This is a genomic window from Sinorhizobium prairiense, assembly GCF_029201645.2.
GTDB classification, from domain to species: domain Bacteria; phylum Pseudomonadota; class Alphaproteobacteria; order Rhizobiales; family Rhizobiaceae; genus Sinorhizobium; species Sinorhizobium meliloti_A.
Genome location: NZ_CP104133.1, coordinates 356,783 through 376,313 on the forward strand (window position 1 = coordinate 356,783; position 19,531 = coordinate 376,313).

Genomic DNA, 19,531 nt, shown 5'->3' on the forward strand with positions numbered 1-19,531 from the left:
CAGCAAAGTGACCTCGGTTGACGCCCCTCCGGCGGCTGATATACCAATTTTGCAGCCAAAACGACGCAGGGAGGAAGCCGCGTGGATGCCAGACACCCCGACACCATGAAGGTGATCGCCATGCGATTGACGGCGCCAGGCGCGACATTGCAGCCCGCGAACGCGATGCCGGTCGCAGGCACCGGACAAGCGGGTACCGGAAACGGATGGGCCTTCTGATGCGGCTTTCGAGAAAGACGATCGACCGCCTGCCACACACCGTCAAAAGGCCCGATTATGACCTCGGGCCAGTTACCGTCGGCATCGTACACCTCGGTATCGGTGCCTTTCATCGCGCGCATCAGGCCGCGTACACCGATGCGCTGCTCTCCGAGAATCCGTCCTGGGGCATCTGCGGCGTCTCGCTGCGCAGCCCGGAAACGCGCGACGCGCTTCAACCGCAGGACGGGCTCTACACCCTCGCCGTCCAGGACGGCGAAGGCTCCGATCTCAGCGTGATCGGCAGTGTCGTCGAGCTCCTTTGCGCGCCGGAGGACCCGGAAGCCGTCCTTCGCCGCATGGCGGACCCCGCCACGCGTATCGTGTCGCTGACGATCACCGAGAAGGGCTATTGCCACAATCCGGCAACCGGCACGCTCGACGAAGGCCATCCGGACATCGTTCACGATCTCGCAAACCCCGCGCGGCCGCGATCGGCAATCGGCTTCATCGTCGAGGCGATTTCGCGTCGCGTCAGCGCCGGTATCGCCCCCTTCACGCTGCTCTCCTGCGACAATCTTCCGGGGAACGGCCATGTTCTGAAGCGTATCGTCATGCAGTTCGCGGAACTGCGCGATCCGGCCCTCGCCGCCGTCATCCGCAACGTCGCGTCGCCTTCGACCATGGTGGACCGCATCGTTCCGGCCACCACCGACGGCGACCGGAGTGCGGTCGCAGCGGCAATGGGGCTCGAAGATGCCTGGCCGATCATGACCGAACCCTTCCGGCAATGGGTGATCGAGGAGGATTTCCCGCTCGGCCGCCCGGCATGGGAAAAGGCGGGAGCGCTCTTCGTCCAAGACGTCTCCGCCTTCGAGTTCATGAAGCTCCGGCTTCTGAACGGAAGCCATTCCACACTCGCCTATCTCGGCTATCTCGCCGGTGCCGAGACGGTGGCGGATGCCATGTCCCTTCCGGGCATGGAAGCTTTGGTCGAAGGGTTGATGCGCCACGAGGTGAGCCCCACCCTTCCGGAACTGCCCGGCTTCGACCTTCCGGCCTATCGGGCCGAACTCCTTCAGCGCTTTCGCAATCCGGCGCTTCGCCACCGCACCTGGCAGATCGCAATGGATGGCTCGCAGAAGCTGCCGCAGCGCCTCCTCGGCTCGATCAGGGACCGGCTGCACGCCGAGGCCGGCTATGACCGGCTCGCGCTCGGGGTCGCCGCCTGGATGCGCTATGCGCGCGGCCTGGACGAGGCGGGGCGTCCCATCGACGTGCGCGATCCGCATGCTGCCCGGATTGCCGGGCTTGCGCAGGGAATTGACGAGCCGGATCGCATCGTCGATGCCTTTCTGACGATGACGGACGTCTTCGGCACGGACCTTCCGGCGAGCGCTCCGTTTCGCGCCGCGCTGATCAAGGCGCTGGATGGACTCCTCCGGAACGGGTCGGCGGCGACGCTTCGAAGCTACGGGGCTTAGAGCGGGACGAGGCAAAAAAGTGTATGCGGTTTTCAACCCGCATCCCGCGTCTCAACTTCTTGGAACCGATCACGGTCCTGTTTTTAGGTCGACCCGACCTTAAAACATCGTGATCTAAGAACGGGCGAAGGAAGGCCATGTTCGATCTCAGCGGCAGGACGGCTCTGGTTACCGGCGGCGGACGCGGCCTCGGCCTCGAGATGGCGAAGGCGCTCGCCAGGGCCGGCGCCTGGACGGTGATCAACGGCCGCAACGGCCAAGGCCTGGAAGATGCGCGCAAGCGGCTCCAAGGCGACGGCATCGAGATCGGGATTGCGGCCGGCGACATAACCCGCGATGCGCCGGCGATCATCGCCGCCACGGTCGAAAAGACGGGCGGGCTCGACATTCTCATCCACGCTGTCGGCGAACGCGACCGCCGCGGGACGGAAGCGATGGAACCGCACGAATTTGCGGCTCTGTTGAACACCGACCTGACCGCGGCCTACGCCATGGCAAAGACTGCCCTTCCCTATCTCAGGCGCTCCGCGGCCGGTCGGCTGATCTTCGTGACCTCGATCGCCGCCTTCGCGGCGCGGGCAGGCGATCCCGCCTATACGGCGGCGAAGGGCGGGCTCGCCGCACTGACGCGCTCGCTCGCGGTCGAACTCGGCGCCGACAATCTCACCGTCAACGCGATCGCGCCCGGCTGGTTTGCGACCGAGACCAATGCGCATCTCGCAGCCGATCCGGCGCTCAAAGCCTTCGTCGACGTCCGCATTCCGCTGAAGCGCTGGGGGCGGCCGGAAGAGATCGCCCCCGCCGCCGTCTTCCTCGCCTCGCCGGCCGCGAGCTTCGTCAACGGAATCATGCTCACCGTCGACGGCGGAATGACCGTGCAGATGTGAGGATTGGTGGATGCCGGCAGGCCAGAGGGGGCAAGCTACCCCTCCTTCGCCTCCTCGTTCCCCCTGAGCAGATGGATCAGCGCGGAGAAATCCTCTGCCCCGTGACCGAGCTTCTCGAAAAGGCTGTAAAGCTGTGTCGCCTGTGCCCCCATCGGCGTCGCCGCACCGCTGGCGCTGGCCGCCTGCTGCGAGAGTTTCAGATCCTTGAGCATGAGGCTCGCGGCGAAACCGGGCTTGTAGCCACCATTGGCAGGCGAGGTCGGAACCGGGCCGGGCACCGGGCAATAGGTCGTCAGCGACCAGCACTGGCCCGACGAGGTAGAGGCCACGTCGAAGAGCGCCTGATGCGAGAGGCCGAGCCGTTCGGCGAGCACGAAGGCCTCGCAGACCGCCGCCATGGAAACGCCGAGGATCATATTGTTGCAGATCTTCGCCGCCTGGCCGGCGCCGGCGTCGCCGCAATGGACGATCTTCTTGCCCATGGCTTCGAGCAGGTGCTTGCCGCGCGAGAAGGCGCCCTCGCTCCCTCCGACCATGAAGGTCAGCGTAGCGGCCGCCGCCCCCGCCGTGCCGCCGGAAACAGGCGCGTCGAGCGAAGGGCAGCCAGCCCTTTCGGCAAGGCCGTGAACCTTGCGCGCGCTTTCGACGTCGATCGTCGAGCTGTCGATCAGAAGCGTGCCGGGATCGACGAAGCCGAGCAGTTCGTCCCACACATAAAGGACATGCGCGCTCGCCGGCAACATGGTGATGACGCATTCCATCTCACGCACGGCCTGCGCGATCGAGCCGGCGACCGAGACGCCCGTCTTGGCGGCGGCATTGCGCGAGGCTTCCGACAGATCGAAGCCGGCGACCGCGTGGCCCGCCTTCACCAGATTGGCGGCCATAGGTCCGCCCATGTTGCCAAGCCCGATAAAGGCGATCTTCGTCATCTTGCCTCTCCTCCTCAACTGAACCTGTCGCGAACTGCCCGCGCCTTATGCCTTTCCGGCGAAGAGCGGCGCGCCGTCATTCCTCCCGAAGCGGGCGAGCATCTCGGGGTAGCTTCCGAAAGCACGACCGACCATTTCGGATTCCTGTCCTTGTCGATCACCGCGGCCCTGACGCCCTCGTAGAAATCCGGGTTGGAAAGCATGGCGAGGGTGGCGGCATATTCCCGCTCGAGGCATTCGTTGAGCGTTGCGCTGGAGCGCCCTGCCCTTAGGAGCGACAGCGTCAGTTTGAGGCTGATCGCCGATCGGGTCTTCAGGAGTTCGAGCGTCTCGCGCGCGAAATCCGACCCGTCCTTTTCCAGTGCCGCGAGGATCTCCTCCACGGCATCGAAGGCGAAGCAGCGGTCGATGACGGACAGATGGTCGAGCAGGGCCGATGCCGGGGGCTCGCTCGAAACGGCGCGGATCGCCGCCGAAACGTCATCAGCCGTGGCCGAGGCAGAGAGCGAGGCGATGAGCTCGCCGATCCTCTCGGAGGGAACGAAACTGTCGGCGAGCCGCGCATGGATGACCGCCGCCGCACCGATATCGCGGCCCGTCAGCCCGAGATAGGTACCGAACTCGCCGGGCGCGCGCGGCAGGAGCCAGGTCGCGCCGACATCGGTGAAATAGCCGATCCCCGTTTCCGGCATCGCGAAGCGCGTCCTCTCGGTCACGATCCGATGGCTGCCATGGGAGGAAACGCCGACGCCGCCGCCCATCACGATCCCGTCCATGATCGCGATATAGGGCTTGGAATAGGCTGAAATTCGGCTGTTGACGACGAACTCCTCGCGCCAGAACTGCGCGCCCTCCTCAGGCCGTTCACGGCCGCTTTCGTAGATCATCCGGATGTCGCCGCCGGCGCAGAGGCCCCGTTCGCCCTCGCCCGTGACAAGCACTGCGGCAATCTCCGGGTCGCGCTCGAACTCGGTCAGCGCCGCAGCGATCGCGCGGATCATCGTGCGATTGAGGCTGTTCAGTGCGCGGGGACGGTTGAGCCGCAGCCTGCCGATCGCGCCCTGGCGCTCGACAATGACCTCCGGAAGCGTGGTCTGCATCTCCATCGAAAATCCTTCCTAGTTCCGTCCCATGATCGCACGCGACACGATCAGCCGCATGATCTCGTTCGTACCTTCGAGTATCTGGTGCACCCTCAGGTCGCGGACAATCTTCTCGACGCCGTAGTCGGCGAGATAGCCGTAGCCGCCATGCAATTGCAGTGCGTCATTGGCGACAGCAAAGCAGCAATCTGTGACAAAACGTTTGGCCATCGCGCAGAGCTTCGGCGCCTCCGGGTCCGCCGCATCGAGGGCGCAGGCCGCCCGCCAGAGGAAGGTCCGAGCGATTTCCAGATCCGTCGCCATATCGGCGAGGCGGAACTGCAGCGCCTGGAATTCGCCGATCGCCTTCCCGAAGGCCCGGCGCTCCTGGACATAGGCAAGCGCCTTGTCGAAAGCGGATTGCGCGCCGCCGAGCGAGGCGGCGGCGATGTTGAGCCTGCCCCCGTCGAGACCGGCCATGGCGATCCTGAAGCCCTCGCCCTCGGCACCCAGCCGGTTCTCGACGGGAACGCGAACATTGTCGAGCATCACCGCCCGCGTGGGCTGGGCATGCCAGCCCATCTTCTTCTCATTGGCGCCGAAGGTGAGCCCAGGAGCGTCCTTCTCGACGACAAAGGCGGAGATCCCCTTCGGCCCTTCCTCGCCCGTGCGCGCCATGACGATATAAAGGCCGGACTCGCCGGCACCGGAAATGAACTGTTTCTGGCCGGTAAGCAGATAGGCGTCACCCTCGGGCACCGCCTTTGTCTTGAGCGCGGCCGCGTCCGAGCCGGAGCCGGGCTCCGTCAGGCAATAGCTCGCCAGGACGTCCATCGTGAGAAGCGGCGGAAGCAGGCGCCGGCGCTGCGCGTCCGTGCCGTAGCGATCGATCATGCCGGCGCACATATTGTGGATCGAAACGAAGGAGGCGATCGCGGGGCAGCCGGTCGCGAGCGCCTCGATGATCATTGCCGCGTCGAGACGGGTAAGTCCCGTTCCGCCGACGTCGTCGCGGACATAGATGCCGGCCATTCCGAGCGCGGCCGCCGCGCGCAAAGTCTCCACCGGAAAATGCTTCTGCTGGTCCCAGTCGATTGCGTGGGGCGCGATCTCGTCCCGGGCAAAATCGAGCGCCATCGTGCGGATGGCCTGCTGTTCCTCGGAAAGGCGAAAATCCATATGCATGTCCTCCCTGACCCGCATATCGCTGCTGCAATGCTTAGTTACAGCAAAACCCGCACAGGCACAGACGCAAATGCACACAGTATCTGTTCAGAAACGAACAGGACGCTGGGCGCGGCTCTACGTCTCGCTAAGACGATACGGCAGAGCGCCGCGCATGTCATGATCGACGATGAGCTTGCGCTTCAGCGGCGGCACGGCACGGCTCGCACATCTGGTGCGCTCGCAGATGCGGCAGGAAATGCCGATCGGATCGTAGGCGGCGCGGTTCCCGAGATCCATGTCGTCGGCATAAACGAAGGCATCGGCGTAGGAGATTTCGCAGCCCAGCGCCAAGGCATAGCGGGGATGCGCGGCCCGGTAACCGCCGCCGCCCTTGGTGATCTGGGTCGCGAGACAGAGGTAGCGCACGCCGTCCGGCGTCTCGGCAAGCTGGCGGATGATGCTTCCCGGTGTCTCGAAGGCCTGATGCACGTTCCAGAGCGGGCAGGCTGCGCCGAAGCGGGCGAATTGCAGCTTGGCGGCACTGTGGCGCTTGGTGATGTTGCCGGCCCGGTCGATCCGCGCGAAGAAGATCGGAATACCCTTCTGCCCCGGCCGCTGCAGCGTCGAAAGCCGGTGGCAGACCTGCTCCAGCGAGGCACCGAAACGGGCAGCAAGAAGCTCGACATCGTGGCGCAGGTCGCGTGCGGCTTTCGAGAACGGCTGGTAGGGGAGGATCAAGGCGCCCGCAAAATAGTTCTGCAGACCGATGCGGCAGATCTCATAGGCTTCCTCCGTTCGGAAGCCGGCGCTTCCCGCCACCCGGTCGATCTCCTCGCGGGCGTGCATCTGTGCGATCTGCAATGCGAGCTGGAAGTCGCGTGTCGCCGCCGGCGCGTAAGGATTGAGCGTGAGTAGGCGGGCGCGGGGATCGAAACGGCGGATCGCCTCGTCGCCCGCTGCCCCGCGCACGACACGTATTCCGTGGCGCGCCTCCAGATAGGCGGCGAGGGCCGCATGGTTGTCGCCATCGCCGAGGCCGAGCTCGCCCGCAAGCCTCTCGGCGAGCGTATCGATTTCATGAATATAGTTGTCGACGAAATGGAAGAAGTCGCGCACCTCTTCATAGGGCGTCGTCTCCACCAGGGACGCACCACGGCCGATCGTGTCGTCGATGCTGGCGAGCTGCTCGCTGTTGCGCCTATAGGCCTGATGACAGGAGATCAGCGCATGGGCGAGCCCCGGCGCATTCTGGGCGACGAGCTTCAGCTCCTGCAGGCTCGGCGAATAGGTTTCGAAGAGCGGGTCGCTCAAAGCTTCCGACAGTGCCGAGAGCAATCGGTCGCTTTCGCCCGAGGATAGTTCGGCGATGTCGATCTGGAACTTCTCCGCCAGTGCGAGCAGCACCGCCGCGGACACGGGACGCTGATTGTTCTCGATCTGATTGAGATAGCTCGTCGAAATTCCAATGCGCTCGGCGAACTGCCCCTGCGTCAGTCGCTTGCCATCCCTGAGATCCCTGACCTTGCGGCCGATATAGAGCTTCCCGATCGCCATCTTTGCACTCGTATTCGCAACTTTGCAGTTTGCGCTTAGCAATTTTATATGTTCCACATTTGCACATCATCGGCGGTTTTTCCATCAGGCCTTCGGCGCTATTGCGAAGGCAGGCAAGCCTCTGCACAATCAGCAAAAATGGAGGAGAGCGATGCGCGCCGTACTTGAACAGGTGGAAGCCCGCCGGGCCGAAGCGAGGGCGGGCGGCGGTGAACGCCGGGTCGCCGCGCAGCACGGCAAGGGCAAGCTGACGGCACGCGAGCGCATCGACGTGCTTCTCGACGAGGGCTCCTTCGAAGAATACGACATGTATGTGACGCATCGCAGCGTCGATTTCGGCATGGCTGGCCAGAAGATCCCCGGCGACGGCGTCGTCACCGGCTGGGGCACCATCAACGGCCGCCAGGTCTATGTCTTCAGCCAGGACTTCACGGTTCTCGGCGGCTCCCTCTCCGAGACCCATGCCCAGAAGATCTGCAAGATCATGGACATGGCCGCGCGCAACGGTGCGCCGGTGATCGGCCTCAACGATTCCGGCGGCGCGCGCATCCAGGAGGGCGTGGCGTCGCTTGCCGGCTATGCCGAGGTCTTCCGCCGCAATGCGGAGGTGTCAGGCGTCATTCCGCAGATCTCGGTGATCATGGGCCCCTGCGCCGGTGGTGCGGTCTACTCGCCTGCGATGACCGACTTCATCTTCATGGTCCGCGACAGTTCCTACATGTTCGTGACCGGTCCCGACGTCGTGAAGACGGTCACCAATGAGATCGTCACCGCGGAAGAGCTCGGTGGCGCCCGCACGCACACGACGAAATCCTCGGTCGCCGACGGCGCCTATGAAAACGATGTCGAGGCGCTCGAGCACGTCCGCCTGCTCTTCGATTTCCTGCCGCTGAACAACCGCGAGAAGCCGCCGGTGCGGCCGTTCCATGACGATCCCTCACGTATCGAAATGCGGCTCGACAGCCTGATCCCGGACAGTGCCGCCAAGCCATACGACATGAAGGAATTAATCCTCGCCATTGCCGACGAGGGCGATTTCTTTGAACTCCAGGCAAGCTTCGCCCGCAACGTCATAACCGGGTTCATCCGCATCGAAGGCCAGACCGTCGGCGTCGTCGCCAACCAGCCGATGGTTCTCGCCGGCTGCCTCGACATCGACTCCTCGCGCAAGGCCGCGCGTTTCGTCCGCTTCTGCGACGCCTTCTCGATCCCGATTCTGACGCTCGTCGACGTGCCCGGCTTCCTGCCCGGCACCGCCCAGGAATATGGCGGCGTCATCAAGCACGGCGCCAAGCTGCTCTTCGCCTATAGCCAGGCGACGGTCCCCATGGTGACGCTGATCACGCGCAAGGCCTATGGCGGCGCCTATGACGTCATGGCATCCAAACACATCGGCGCCGACGTGAACTACGCCTGGCCGACGGCCGAGATCGCCGTGATGGGCGCCAAGGGCGCGACCGAGATCCTCTACCGTTCCGAACTCGGCGACCCCGAGAAGATCGCAGCCCGGACGAAGGAATACGAAGAGCGCTTCGCCAATCCCTTCGTCGCCGCCGAGAGAGGCTTCATCGACGAGGTGATCATGCCGCACTCCTCCCGCCGCCGCATCGCCCGCGCCTTCGCCTCCTTGCGCAACAAGCAGGTCGAGACCCGCTGGCGCAAGCACGACACGATCCCGCTTTGACGGGAGAACCCGATGGGAAACATGTTCAAGAAGATCCTCATCGCCAATCGTGGTGAAATCGCCTGCCGCGTCATCCGGACCGCGAAGAGGCTCGGCATAGCGACAGCTGCCGTCTATTCGGATGCCGACCGCGACGCAATGCATGTACGCATGGCGGACGAGGCCGTCCATATCGGCCCCTCCCCCTCCAGCCAGTCCTACATCGTCATCGAGAATATCCTCTCGGCGATCCGCAGGAGCGGGGCCGATGCCGTTCACCCCGGCTACGGCTTCCTCTCCGAAAACGCCGCCTTCGCCGAGGCTCTGGAGAAGGAAGGCGTGACCTTCATCGGTCCGCCGGTCGGGGCGATCGAGGCGATGGGCGACAAGATCACCTCGAAGAAGCTCGCCGCGGAAGCGGGCGTCTCCACCGTTCCCGGCCATATGGGGCTGATCGAGGATGCGGACGAGGCCGCGCGCATCGCCGCTGAGATCGGCTTTCCGGTGATGATCAAGGCTTCCGCCGGCGGCGGCGGCAAGGGCATGCGGATCGCCTGGAACGAGCGCGAGGCACGAGAGGGTTTCCAGTCGTCGAAGAACGAGGCGAAAAGCTCCTTCGGCGACGACCGCATCTTCATCGAGAAATTCGTGACCGAGCCCCGCCACATCGAGATCCAGGTGCTCGGCGACAAACATGGCAATATCGTCTATCTCGGCGAGCGCGAATGCTCGATCCAGCGGCGGAACCAGAAGGTCATCGAGGAGGCGCCCTCGCCCTTCCTCGACGAGAAGACACGCCGCGCCATGGGCGAGCAGGCGGTCGCGCTGGCAAAGGCCGTCGGCTATCACTCGGCCGGCACGGTCGAGTTCATCGTGGACGCCGGCCGCAACTTCTACTTTCTCGAGATGAACACCCGGCTGCAGGTCGAGCATCCCGTGACGGAACTCGTTACCGGGCTCGATCTGGTCGAGCAGATGATCCGCGTCGCGGCCGGCGAGAAGTTGGCTTTCACCCAGAAAGACGTGAAGCTCGACGGCTGGGCGATCGAAAGCCGGCTCTATGCGGAAGACCCCTATCGCAACTTCCTCCCCTCGATCGGCCGGCTGACGCGCTATCGTCCGCCGGAGGAAGGCGTGCAGGCCGACGGTACCGTCATCCGCAACGACACCGGCGTCTGCGAGGGCGGCGAGATCTCGATGTATTACGATCCGATGATCGCCAAGCTCTGCACCTGGGGACCGGACCGACCGACGGCCGTGCGCGCGATGGCGGATGCACTCGACGCGTTCGAAGTCGAAGGGATCGGCCATAACCTGCCCTTCCTCTCGGCCGTGATGCAGCAGGACCGTTTCCGCGAGGGACGGCTGACCACCGCCTATATCGCCGAGGAATTCAAGGACGGGTTTCAAGGGGTGGCGCCGGACGAGACTTCGGCACGCAAGCTCGCCGCCGTCGCGGCTACGGTCAACCAGACGCTCCAGGAGCGCGCCAGCCGGATCTCCGGCACCATCGGCAACCACCGCCGGATCGTCGGTCATGAATGGGTGGCGAGCCTCGACGGGCACGACATTCAGATCGCATGCGAGGCATCCGCCGACGGCACCTATGTCCGCTTTGCCGACGGGACATCCGTTTCGGTCGCGACCGACTGGGCGCCCGGCCGCACCCGCGCCGCTTTCAACATCGACAATCAGCCCATGAGCGTGAAGGTCGAGCTCGCCGGCCCGGGCATAAGGTTGCGTTGGCGAGGGATCGACGTCGTCGCAAGGGTCAGAAGCCCTCGCGTCGCCGAGCTCGCCCGCCTGATGCCGAAGAAGCTTCCGCCCGACACGTCCAAGATGCTGCTCTGCCCGATGCCCGGGGTGGTTACCTCGATCAGCGTCAAGCCCGGCGACACGGTCGAGGCCGGACAGGCGATTGCCGTCGTCGAGGCGATGAAGATGGAGAATATACTGCGGGCGGAAAAGCGTGCGATCGTGAAGCGCGTGGCGATCGAAGCCGGCGCGAGCCTCGCGGTGGACGAGTTGATCATGGAGTTCGAGTGATGGTGCAGCGTTGAGGATGCGCTGAGATGCCGCCGTGAGGAGCGGCAGCTTTGCCCCTCACCTAGCACTCTCCCCGCACGCAGGGAGAGTGGACTTAAGACTGCGCCGCGAGTCTCCTTCGCCCCGCCTGCGGGGAGAAGGTGCCGGCAGGCGGATGAGGGGCTTGCGGTTTCATCGGTACCGACGAGTGCCAAGCCCCGGCCAAAGCTATTCGGAGTGAAACAATGACCGAAAAGACCATCAAGGACTGGGAAGCCCTTGCCGAAAAAGAACTCAAGGCCTCCCCCGAAAGCCTCGTCTGGCACACGCCGGAGGGCATCGACGTCAAGCCGCTCTATACGAACGACGACATCTCCGGCATCGGTCATCTGAACGCGCTCCCCGGCTTCGAACCCTTTGCGCGCGGTCCGCGGGCCACCATGTATGCCGGCCGGCCCTGGACGATCCGGCAATATGCCGGCTTCTCGACGGCCGAGGCGTCCAACGCCTTCTATCGCAGGAACCTCGCCGCCGGCCAGCAGGGCGTCTCTGTCGCCTTCGATCTCGCCACGCACCGCGGCTATGACAGCGACCATCCGCGCGTCGAAGGGGATGTCGGCAAGGCCGGGGTCGCGATCGACTCGGTGGAGGACATGAAGATCCTGTTCGACGGCATCCCGCTCGACAGGATTTCCGTGTCCATGACCATGAACGGTGCGGTGATCCCGATCCTCGCCTCCTTCATCGTTGCCGGCGAGGAACAGGGCGTCAGCCGCGACAAGCTCTCCGGGACCATTCAGAACGACATCCTCAAGGAGTTCATGGTCCGCAACACCTACATCTATCCGCCGGAACCCTCGATGCGGATCGTCGCCGACATCATCGAATATACCGCGAAGGAGATGCCGAAGTTCAATTCGATCTCGATCTCCGGCTATCACATGCAGGAGGCCGGCGCGACGCTCGTGCAGGAACTCGCCTTCACCCTTGCCGACGGGCGCGAATATGTGCGCGCGGCACTCGCCAAGGGGCTCAACGTCGACGACTTCGCCGGCCGGCTCTCCTTCTTCTTCGCAATCGGCATGAACTTCTTCATGGAGGCAGCGAAGCTGCGCGCGGCACGGCTCCTCTGGACGCGGATCATGAAGGAGTTCAAGCCCGAGAAGACGTCCTCCCTGATGCTGCGGACCCATTGCCAGACGTCGGGCGTGTCGCTTCAGGAACAGGACCCCTATAACAACATCGTCCGCACCGCGTTCGAGGCGATGTCGGCCGTGCTCGGCGGCACGCAATCGCTTCACACCAATTCCTTCGACGAGGCGATGGCGCTTCCGACGGATTTTTCGGCCCGCATCGCCCGCAACACGCAATTGATCCTGCAGCACGAAACCGGCGTGACGAAGGTCGTCGACCCGCTTGCCGGCTCCTATTACGTAGAGAGCCTGACGAACGAGCTTGCCGAAAAGGCCTGGGCCCTGATCGAGGAAGTGGAGGCGCTGGGCGGCATGACGAAGGCAGTCAATGCCGGCCTGCCGAAGCGGCTGATCGAGGAGGCCGCGACCCGGCGCCAGGCGGCCGTAGACCGGGGCGAGGAGGTCATCGTCGGCGTCAACCGGTACCGGCTCGATAACGAGCAGCCGATCGACATTCTCCAGATCGACAATGCCGCGGTTCGGGCGGCTCAGATCAAGCGGATCGAGGAGACGAGGCGCCGGCGGGACTCACGGAAGATGAAGGAAGCGCTGGACGCGCTGGCCGACGTGGCGCGCAGCGGCAAGGGCAATCTGCTCGCCGCCGCCGTCGAAGCCGCCCGGGCGCGCGCCACCGTCGGCGAAATCACCGATGCCATGCGGGAGGCTTTCGGCGATTACACCGCCATTCCGGAAGTCGTCACCGACATCTACGGCAAGGCTTATGAAGGAGATCCGGAACTCGGCGTACTCGCCGGGCGGCTCGGGGAAGCGACGAAGCGGCTCGGCCACACGCCGAAGATCATGGTAGCAAAGCTCGGCCAGGACGGACACGACCGCGGCGCCAAGGTGATCGCATCCGCCTTCGGCGATATCGGCTTCGATGTCGTCGCGGGCCCCTTGTTCCAGACGCCGGAAGAAGCCGCCGATCTGGCGCTCGCCGAAGAGGTCACCGTTATCGGCGTTTCATCGCTTGCCGCCGGCCACAGGACGCTGATGCCGCAACTCGCAGAGGCACTGAAGAAGCGCGGCGGCGAGGACATTATCGTCGTCTGCGGCGGTGTCATTCCCCGGCAGGACTATGATTATCTGATGGAGAACGGCGTCGCCGCCGTCTTCGGACCCGGCACCCAGGTGCTCGACGCCGCGCGCGCCGTGCTGGATCTGATCGAAGGCAGGCGGCGAAACGTGTAGTCCGCGCGTCCGGCCGAGTTCAAGTCTCGATCCGGAGCTTCATCCGGTCGGCGGCAAAGCGTGTTCGCGAATATTCGACCGGGCGGCCTCCGAGATCCGCATTGATCGATTGCGTCTCCATGACGATCGCCCCCGGCGAGAGTTTCAGAAGCGAGAGTTCCTCTGCGTCCGCGTGCCGCGCGACGATCTCCGTCGAGACCCGGACGTAGTCGTCGAGCCCATGCACGGCAAAGGCCTTGGTGACCGATCCGAGCCGCGCATATTCCTCCGCCATCCTCGCAAAGCGCTCGGCGGGGTAGTAGCTGACCGCCGTCGAAAGCGGCCGCCCGTCGCCGCTGCTGACGGTGCTGAGCTCGATGAGAGGGGTGCCCGGGGGAACGCCAAGCGCAGCGGCGATTTCGCCGCTTGCCGACACTTGGCGATGCCCCCGGAGCTCGGTTCCGATTTCCTTCACCTGGCGGCCGAGGCCTTGCGAGAAGCGAGTGCGCCGCGAGATCGGATAGCTCACACGATCCTTGCGCTCGATCATCGTGCCGCGCCCCTGCACCGCGCGCACCAGACCTTCTTCCGCGAGTGCTGCCAGCGCGCTGCGCACGGTGTGGCGATTGACGCCGAATTCCGCTGCAAGGGCCGTCTCCGGCGGCACCATGCCGGTCGCGTCATAGTCGCCGTTGCTGATCGCCAGCCGTATCCTGTCGGCAATCTGCCGCCATAGCGCCACGCCCATCTGCCGTTCGACGACCTTCGCCACCATCTTCTTCGCCCCACTTCTTCGCCGCCGGTTTCTTGGCAAATGTCACAAGCCTGTCATTTGCGAAGGCTATGGAAAGGTATAAGATGTATAGTTGTCTAGATCAATAGACATTTTGGAGTGAGATGATGGATGCAGCGAAGACAAGTGATGAAGGCATCGCTCAGCGCCGGGAAGGCATGCGGCTTCTGGCGCGCGCCACGCTCGGCGAACTTTCCATGGCCTGGGACGCGATCGAGGACAAGCCGGAGGTCGCGCCGGTGCGCGGTCCGGAAACCGGGCTCGTCATGGTGCGCGGCAAGATCGGCGGCGGCGGCGATCCTTTCAACCTCGGCGAGGCCACCGTTTCACGCGCCACCGTGCGGCTTTCGACCGGAGAGATCGGCCATGGGCAGCTGCTCGGCACCGACAAGGCACGCGCCCGCTTTGCCGCGATCTTCGACGCGCTTTTTCAGAGCGCTGCGCATCGCGCAAGCGTCGAGGCGCTGCACGAGCAGGTGGCCGCTCGCCTTGATGCGGAAGACCGTCGCAAGGCCGAGGAAACGGCTGCGACCCGCGTCGACTTCTTCACCATGGTCCGCGGAGAGGATTGATGAAGGCCAAATCGCAAATCTATAGCGGCGCCTTCGCCGATCCTGTCTTCGAGGCGCAGTCCGTGTTCCGCAGCCTGATGGACTGCTTCGCCCGCCCGGGTACCGTCGGCCGGCTTTCCACTGCTGCAGCCCCTCCGGCGCCACTCGGAGAGGCAAGCGGAGCTGTCGCGCTCACGCTCTGCGACCACGACACGCCGGTCTGGCTATCGCCGGCGCTCTCCAAATCCTCCGCGCCGAAGTGGATCGCGTTTCACACCGGCGCGGGCGTCACCGAGGCGAAGGACGAAGCCCGCTTTGCCTTCTTCGAGAAGGACGCGGCTGTGCCGGGCTTCGACCAGTTCTCCCTCGGCACGCAGGAATATCCCGACCGTTCCACCACGCTCGTCGTCGAGGTGGAAGCGCTCGAGGGCGGGCAGCCGCTGATCGGCCGGGGACCGGGAATCAAGAACGGGATCGTCATCGCACCGAAGGGCCTGCCCGACGTGTTCCTCGACCTCTGGGCCGCCAACCGGGCGATCTTTCCACGCGGCATCGATCTCGTCCTGACGGCGCGCGAGGCAGTGCTTTGCCTGCCGCGCACCACCAAACTCGAGCGGGAGTAAGCGCATGTATGTAGCCGTCAAGGGCGGAGAAGCCGCCATTGCCAATGCTCACCGGCTGCTGGCCGATCGCCGGCGCGGCGACCGGGCGCTGCCCGCGATCACCATAGAACAGGTCGTCGAGCAGCTCGGGCTCGCGGTCGACCGCGTGATGGCCGAGGCCTCGCTTTACGACCGTGCGCTTGCGGCGCTTGCCGTGCGCCAGGCGCGCGGCGACATGATCGAGGCGATCTTCATCCTGCGCGCCTACCGCACGACCCTTCCGCGATTCGGCTATTCCCAACCGGTCGACACCGCAAAAATGAAGGTCGAACGGCGCGTCTCGGCCACCTACAAGGATCTCCCCGGCGGCCAACTGCTCGGCCCCACCTTCGACTATACACACCGACTTCTCGACCCGTCGCTCATCGGCGAACAGCCGGTCGATGAGCCGGCGCTCAAGGAGCCGGGCGAACATGTCATGCGCGTCTCCGACATTCTCGACGGCGAAGGCCTGATCGAGGGCGACGGCCAGATGCCGGAAGCTCACGTGGCGGGGGACCTGACGCGCGAGCCGATGGAATTTCCGATGGCGCGCGATCTCCGCCTGCAGGCGCTTGCCCGTGGCGACGAGGGATTCCTGCTGGCGCTCGCCTACTCCACGCAGCGCGGCTATGGCCGCACGCATCCCTTCGTCGGCGAGGTCAGGATCGGCGAGGTCGAGGTCGAACTGGAGCTGCCGGAGCTGGGCTTTGCCGTTTCACTTGGGGTCATCCGCGTTACCGAATGCCAGATGGTCAACCAGTTCAAGGGCTCGGCCAAGCAGCCGCCGCAATTCACCCGCGGCTACGGACTCGTCTTCGGCCAGAGCGAGCGCAAGGCGATGTCGATGTCGCTGGTCGATCGGGCTCTCCGGACCGACGAATTCGACGAGGACATCGTCGCCCCCGCCCAGGATCAGGAATTCGTCATCTCGCATGCCGACAACGTCCAGGCGACCGGCTTCGTCGAACATCTGAAGCTGCCGCATTACGTTGATTTTCAGGCCGAGCTCGACCTGGTCAGGCGCATGCGCCGGGAACACGACGCCGCCCAGGCCGGCGGCAGGGACGGCATTAAGGAGGCCGCCGAATGAACGACCTCGCAACTTACAACTTCGCCTATCTGGACGAGCAGACGAAGCGGATGATCCGCCGCGCGATCCTGAAGGCGATCGCCATCCCGGGCTATCAGGTGCCCTTCGCCTCCCGCGAAATGCCCATGCCCTATGGCTGGGGCACCGGCGGCGTGCAGGTGACCGCCTCCATCCTCGGGCCCGACGACGTGCTCAAGGTGATCGATCAGGGCGCCGACGACACGACGAACGCCGTTTCGATCCGCGCCTTCTTCCAGAAGGTCGCCGATGTCGCCGTCACCACGAGGACGACGGAGGCGACGATCATCCAGACGCGGCACCGCATTCCCGAGGAGCAACTGAGAGAGGGGCAGACGCTCGTCTACCAGGTGCCCATTCCGGAACCGCTGCGCTTCCTCGAACCGCGCGAAACCGAGACGCGCAAGATGCATGCGCTCGAGGAATACGGGCTCATGCATGTGAAGCTCTACGAGGACATCGCCCGCAACGGCCATATCGCCACGACCTACGCCTATCCTGTGAAGGTCGAGGACCGTTACGTGATGGACCCCTCGCCGACGCCGAAATTCGACAATCCGAAGATGCATATGTCGGAGGCCCTCCAGCTCTTCGGCGCCGGCCGGGAGAAGCGCATCTATGCGGTGCCACCCCATACCGAGGTCGTCAGCCTCGATTTCGAGGATCACCCCTTCGAGGTTCAGAAATTCGACAAGCCCTGCGCCCTTTGCGGCGCCGAGAACGTCTATCTCGACGAGGTCGTGCTCGACGACAAGGGCGGGCGCATGTTCGTCTGCTCCGACACCGACCATTGCGAGGATCGCCGGGCGCACGGCCATGCCGGTGCCATGCTCGCCCCCGCCGCGAAAGAAAGCCAGGAGGCTGCAGTATGAGCGCCGTGCCGCTTCTGAAAGTCAGTGACGTTTCGAAATTTTATGGAAGTCGCATCGGCTGCCGCAACGTCTCCTTCGAGCTCTATCCGGGCGAGGTGCTCGCCATCGTCGGCGAATCCGGCTCGGGGAAGACCACGCTGCTCTCCTGCCTCTCGACCCGGCTGATGCCGACATCCGGCATCGTCGAATATCACATGCGCGACGGCCAGTACCGGGATCTTGCGCGCATGAGCGAGGCCGAGCGTCGCTTTCTGATGCGCACCGACTGGGGCTTCGTGCATCAGAACCCGGCAGACGGGCTGAGGATGACGGTGTCGGCCGGTGCCAATGTCGGCGAGCGCTTGATGGCGGTCGGCGACCGGCACTACGGAAATATCCGCGCGGCGGCAGGCGACTGGCTGAGGCGCGTGGAAATCGAAGAGGACCGGATCGACGATCAGCCGCGCGCCTTCTCCGGCGGCATGCGCCAGCGCCTGCAGATCGCCCGCAATCTGGTCACCTCGCCCCGCCTCGTCTTTATGGACGAGCCGACCGGCGGCCTCGACGTCTCGGTGCAGGCACGCCTGCTCGATCTGGTTCGCGGCCTCGTCCACGACCTCGGCCTTGCGGCGGTCATCGTCACCCACGACCTCGCCGTGGCGCGCCTCCTTTCGCACCGGATGATGGTGATGAAGGACGGCGCCGTCATCGAACAGGGTCTGACCGACCGGGTGCTCGACGATCCGCGCGAGCCCTACACGCAACTCCTCGTTTCCTCGATTCTTCAGGTGTGACGCATTGACAATGCGCAACGGAAAGTAAAGACCATGCCAACTCCCCTCGTTGTCTCGGAAGTCGCGAAAAGCTTCACCATGCACCTTCGCGACGGCGTGCGCCTGCCGGTGGTCGCGAACGTCTCCTTCTCGGTGAAGGCCGGCGAATGCGTCGTGCTCGGCGGCCCCTCCGGCGTCGGCAAGAGCTCGATCCTCAAGATGCTCTACGGAAATTACGGCGTCGACGAAGGCCAGATCCTGGTGGAGCATGACGGCCGCCTGGTGAACCTCGCAACGGCCGAGCCGCGCACCGTGCTCGAGGTGCGCCGCACGACGCTCGGCTATGTTAGCCAGTTTCTGCGTGTCGTGCCGCGCGTCTCCGCCCTCGACATCGTCGCCGAGCCCTTGCAGGCGCGCGGTGTGACGGCCGCCGAAGCGCGGGAGCGTGCGGCCGAACTGCTTTCGAGGCTCAACCTGCCGAGGGAACTCTGGGCCCTGCCGCCGGCCACCTTCTCCGGCGGCGAACAGCAGCGGGTCAATATCGCCCGCGGCTTCATCACCGACCATCAGATCCTGCTCCTCGACGAACCGACGGCCTCGCTCGATGCAAAGAACCGCGCAGTGGTGGTGGAAATGATCGCGGGGAAGAAGGCGACCGGCACGGCCCTGATCGGTATTTTTCATGACGAGGAGGTACGCGAGGCGGTCGCCGACCGCATCATCGACGTATCGGAATTCTCGCCAAGGAAATACGCCGCATGAGCCAGAAACTCGACCTCGAACCCACTATCCATCCGACAGCGAGCGTCGTGAACTCGACGCTCGGCCGCTACACCGAAATCCGGGAACGCTCGCGCCTCGACGAGGTGGAGTTCGGTGATTATTCCTACATCATGCAGGATGGTTCGATCTGGTGCGCGACGGTTGGCAAATTCGTCAACATCGCCGCAGCCGTGCGCATCAACGCCACCAACCATCCCACCTGGCGGGCGACGCTGCATCACTTCACCTATCGCGCCCCGATGTATTGGGACGATGCGGAGCCCGACCACGATCTCTTCGCCTGGCGCCGGCAGAACCGGGTGACGATCGGCCATGACGTCTGGATCGGCCATGGCGCGACGATCCTGCCCGGCGTGAGTGTCGGCAATGGAGCCGTGATCGGCGCCGGCGCCGTCGTCTCCAAGGACGTCGCACCATACACGATCGTCGGCGGGGTACCTGCGAGACTCATCCGAGATCGCTTCACGGCCCGGGTCGGCGAAGCCATGGATCAGCTCGCCTGGTGGGACTGGGACCACACCAAGCTACGCCATGCGCTGGACGATTTCCGGGAACTGACGGCGGAGGAGTTTCTTGTGCGGTATAGCTAGGCGCCGCGCGTATGATGCCCTCATCCCGCTGCCGCGATCTTCTCCCGTTTCGACGGGGAGAAGGGACAAGCCGGGGAGAGGGG

General features: G+C 64.7%; 17 protein-coding genes and 1 pseudogene. 13 read left to right on the forward strand and 5 right to left on the reverse strand.

Annotated features, from left to right (window positions below; all coding sequences use genetic code 11):
* The first annotated feature begins 81 nt into the window (after positions 1–81).
* From N0Q91_RS25045 to N0Q91_RS25055, 3 genes are all read left to right on the forward strand, one after another.
* Positions 82–219, forward strand: a complete 138-nt coding sequence (locus tag N0Q91_RS25045) for a hypothetical protein (protein WP_275599433.1) — start codon at positions 82–84, stop codon at positions 217–219.
* Positions 207–1,682 carry a mannitol dehydrogenase family protein gene (locus N0Q91_RS25050; RefSeq protein WP_275599434.1) on the forward strand — a complete coding sequence of 492 codons (1,476 nt, stop codon included), beginning with the start codon at positions 207–209 and terminating at the stop codon, positions 1,680–1,682. The genes N0Q91_RS25045 and N0Q91_RS25050 overlap by 13 nt, the downstream gene beginning before the upstream one ends.
* A 137-nt stretch (positions 1,683–1,819) precedes the next feature.
* On the forward strand, positions 1,820–2,569 hold the full coding sequence (locus tag N0Q91_RS25055; protein ID WP_275599435.1) for an SDR family oxidoreductase: 750 nt from the start codon (positions 1,820–1,822) through the stop codon (positions 2,567–2,569).
* A 35-nt stretch (positions 2,570–2,604) separates the two neighbouring features.
* Here N0Q91_RS25055 and mmsB read toward each other — a convergent pair whose 3' ends face one another.
* The 4 genes and pseudogenes from mmsB to N0Q91_RS25075 form a co-directional block, all read right to left on the reverse strand.
* A complete protein-coding gene (gene mmsB, locus N0Q91_RS25060) occupies positions 2,605–3,501 on the reverse strand; it encodes a 3-hydroxyisobutyrate dehydrogenase (RefSeq protein ID WP_018096180.1) in 897 nt (298 codons plus the stop codon).
* Between the two features lie 45 nt (positions 3,502–3,546).
* Positions 3,547–4,607: pseudogene (locus tag N0Q91_RS25065) on the reverse strand (3-hydroxyisobutyryl-CoA hydrolase).
* 12 nt (positions 4,608–4,619) lie between these two features.
* Positions 4,620–5,762 carry an isobutyryl-CoA dehydrogenase gene (locus N0Q91_RS25070; protein ID WP_275599436.1) on the reverse strand — a complete coding sequence of 381 codons (1,143 nt, stop codon included), beginning with the start codon at positions 5,760–5,762 and terminating at the stop codon, positions 4,620–4,622.
* A 123-nt stretch (positions 5,763–5,885) separates the two neighbouring features.
* Entirely contained in the window at positions 5,886–7,304 is a 1,419-nt protein-coding gene (locus tag N0Q91_RS25075; protein WP_275599437.1) for a helix-turn-helix domain-containing protein, read from the reverse strand.
* 151 nt (positions 7,305–7,455) lie between these two features.
* Between N0Q91_RS25075 and N0Q91_RS25080 the strand changes: the two genes are divergently transcribed.
* The 3 genes from N0Q91_RS25080 (at position 7,456) to scpA (ending at position 13,376) form a co-directional block, all read left to right on the forward strand.
* Complete coding sequence (locus N0Q91_RS25080; protein WP_275599438.1) at positions 7,456–8,988, forward strand: acyl-CoA carboxylase subunit beta; 1,533 nt, start codon at positions 7,456–7,458, stop codon at positions 8,986–8,988.
* Positions 8,989–9,000: 12 nt separating this feature from the next.
* Positions 9,001–11,013 (forward strand): acetyl-CoA carboxylase biotin carboxylase subunit, encoded by a 2,013-nt coding sequence (locus N0Q91_RS25085; RefSeq protein ID WP_275599439.1) that lies wholly within the window; start codon positions 9,001–9,003, stop codon positions 11,011–11,013.
* A gap of 224 nt (positions 11,014–11,237) precedes the next feature.
* Entirely contained in the window at positions 11,238–13,376 is a 2,139-nt protein-coding gene (scpA, locus tag N0Q91_RS25090) for a methylmalonyl-CoA mutase (RefSeq protein ID WP_275599440.1), read from the forward strand.
* A gap of 19 nt (positions 13,377–13,395) precedes the next feature.
* On the opposite strand, the gene phnF is transcribed toward scpA, so the two are convergent.
* Complete coding sequence (gene phnF / locus N0Q91_RS25095; RefSeq protein ID WP_275599441.1) at positions 13,396–14,130, reverse strand: phosphonate metabolism transcriptional regulator PhnF; 735 nt, start codon at positions 14,128–14,130, stop codon at positions 13,396–13,398.
* A 125-nt stretch (positions 14,131–14,255) separates the two neighbouring features.
* On the opposite strand from phnF, the gene phnG reads away from it, so the two are divergent.
* Genes phnG through N0Q91_RS25130 form a run of 7 tightly spaced genes read left to right on the forward strand, consistent with a single transcriptional unit; the run spans position 14,256 to position 19,448 of the window.
* Positions 14,256–14,720, forward strand: coding sequence for a phosphonate C-P lyase system protein PhnG (phnG, locus tag N0Q91_RS25100; protein WP_198516666.1), 465 nt, complete (start codon positions 14,256–14,258; stop codon positions 14,718–14,720).
* Positions 14,720–15,322 carry a phosphonate C-P lyase system protein PhnH gene (phnH, locus tag N0Q91_RS25105; protein WP_275599442.1) on the forward strand — a complete coding sequence of 201 codons (603 nt, stop codon included), beginning with the start codon at positions 14,720–14,722 and terminating at the stop codon, positions 15,320–15,322. Before phnG ends, phnH begins: the two co-directional genes overlap by 1 nt.
* Before the next feature lie 4 nt (positions 15,323–15,326).
* Positions 15,327–16,433: a carbon-phosphorus lyase complex subunit gene (locus N0Q91_RS25110; protein ID WP_275599443.1), complete on the forward strand. Its 1,107-nt coding sequence runs from the start codon at positions 15,327–15,329 to the stop codon at positions 16,431–16,433.
* Positions 16,430–17,323, forward strand: coding sequence for an alpha-D-ribose 1-methylphosphonate 5-phosphate C-P-lyase PhnJ (locus tag N0Q91_RS25115; RefSeq protein WP_275599444.1), 894 nt, complete (start codon positions 16,430–16,432; stop codon positions 17,321–17,323). Before N0Q91_RS25110 ends, N0Q91_RS25115 begins: the two co-directional genes overlap by 4 nt.
* Positions 17,320–18,096, forward strand: coding sequence for a phosphonate C-P lyase system protein PhnK (gene phnK / locus N0Q91_RS25120; protein ID WP_010976255.1), 777 nt, complete (start codon positions 17,320–17,322; stop codon positions 18,094–18,096). The genes N0Q91_RS25115 and phnK overlap by 4 nt, the downstream gene beginning before the upstream one ends.
* Positions 18,097–18,129: 33 nt before the next feature.
* Positions 18,130–18,837 (forward strand): phosphonate C-P lyase system protein PhnL, encoded by a 708-nt coding sequence (gene phnL, locus N0Q91_RS25125; protein ID WP_275599445.1) that lies wholly within the window; start codon positions 18,130–18,132, stop codon positions 18,835–18,837.
* On the forward strand, positions 18,834–19,448 hold the full coding sequence (locus N0Q91_RS25130) for a DapH/DapD/GlmU-related protein (protein ID WP_275599446.1): 615 nt from the start codon (positions 18,834–18,836) through the stop codon (positions 19,446–19,448). The genes phnL and N0Q91_RS25130 overlap by 4 nt, the downstream gene beginning before the upstream one ends.
* Positions 19,449–19,531: the final 83 nt, after the last annotated feature.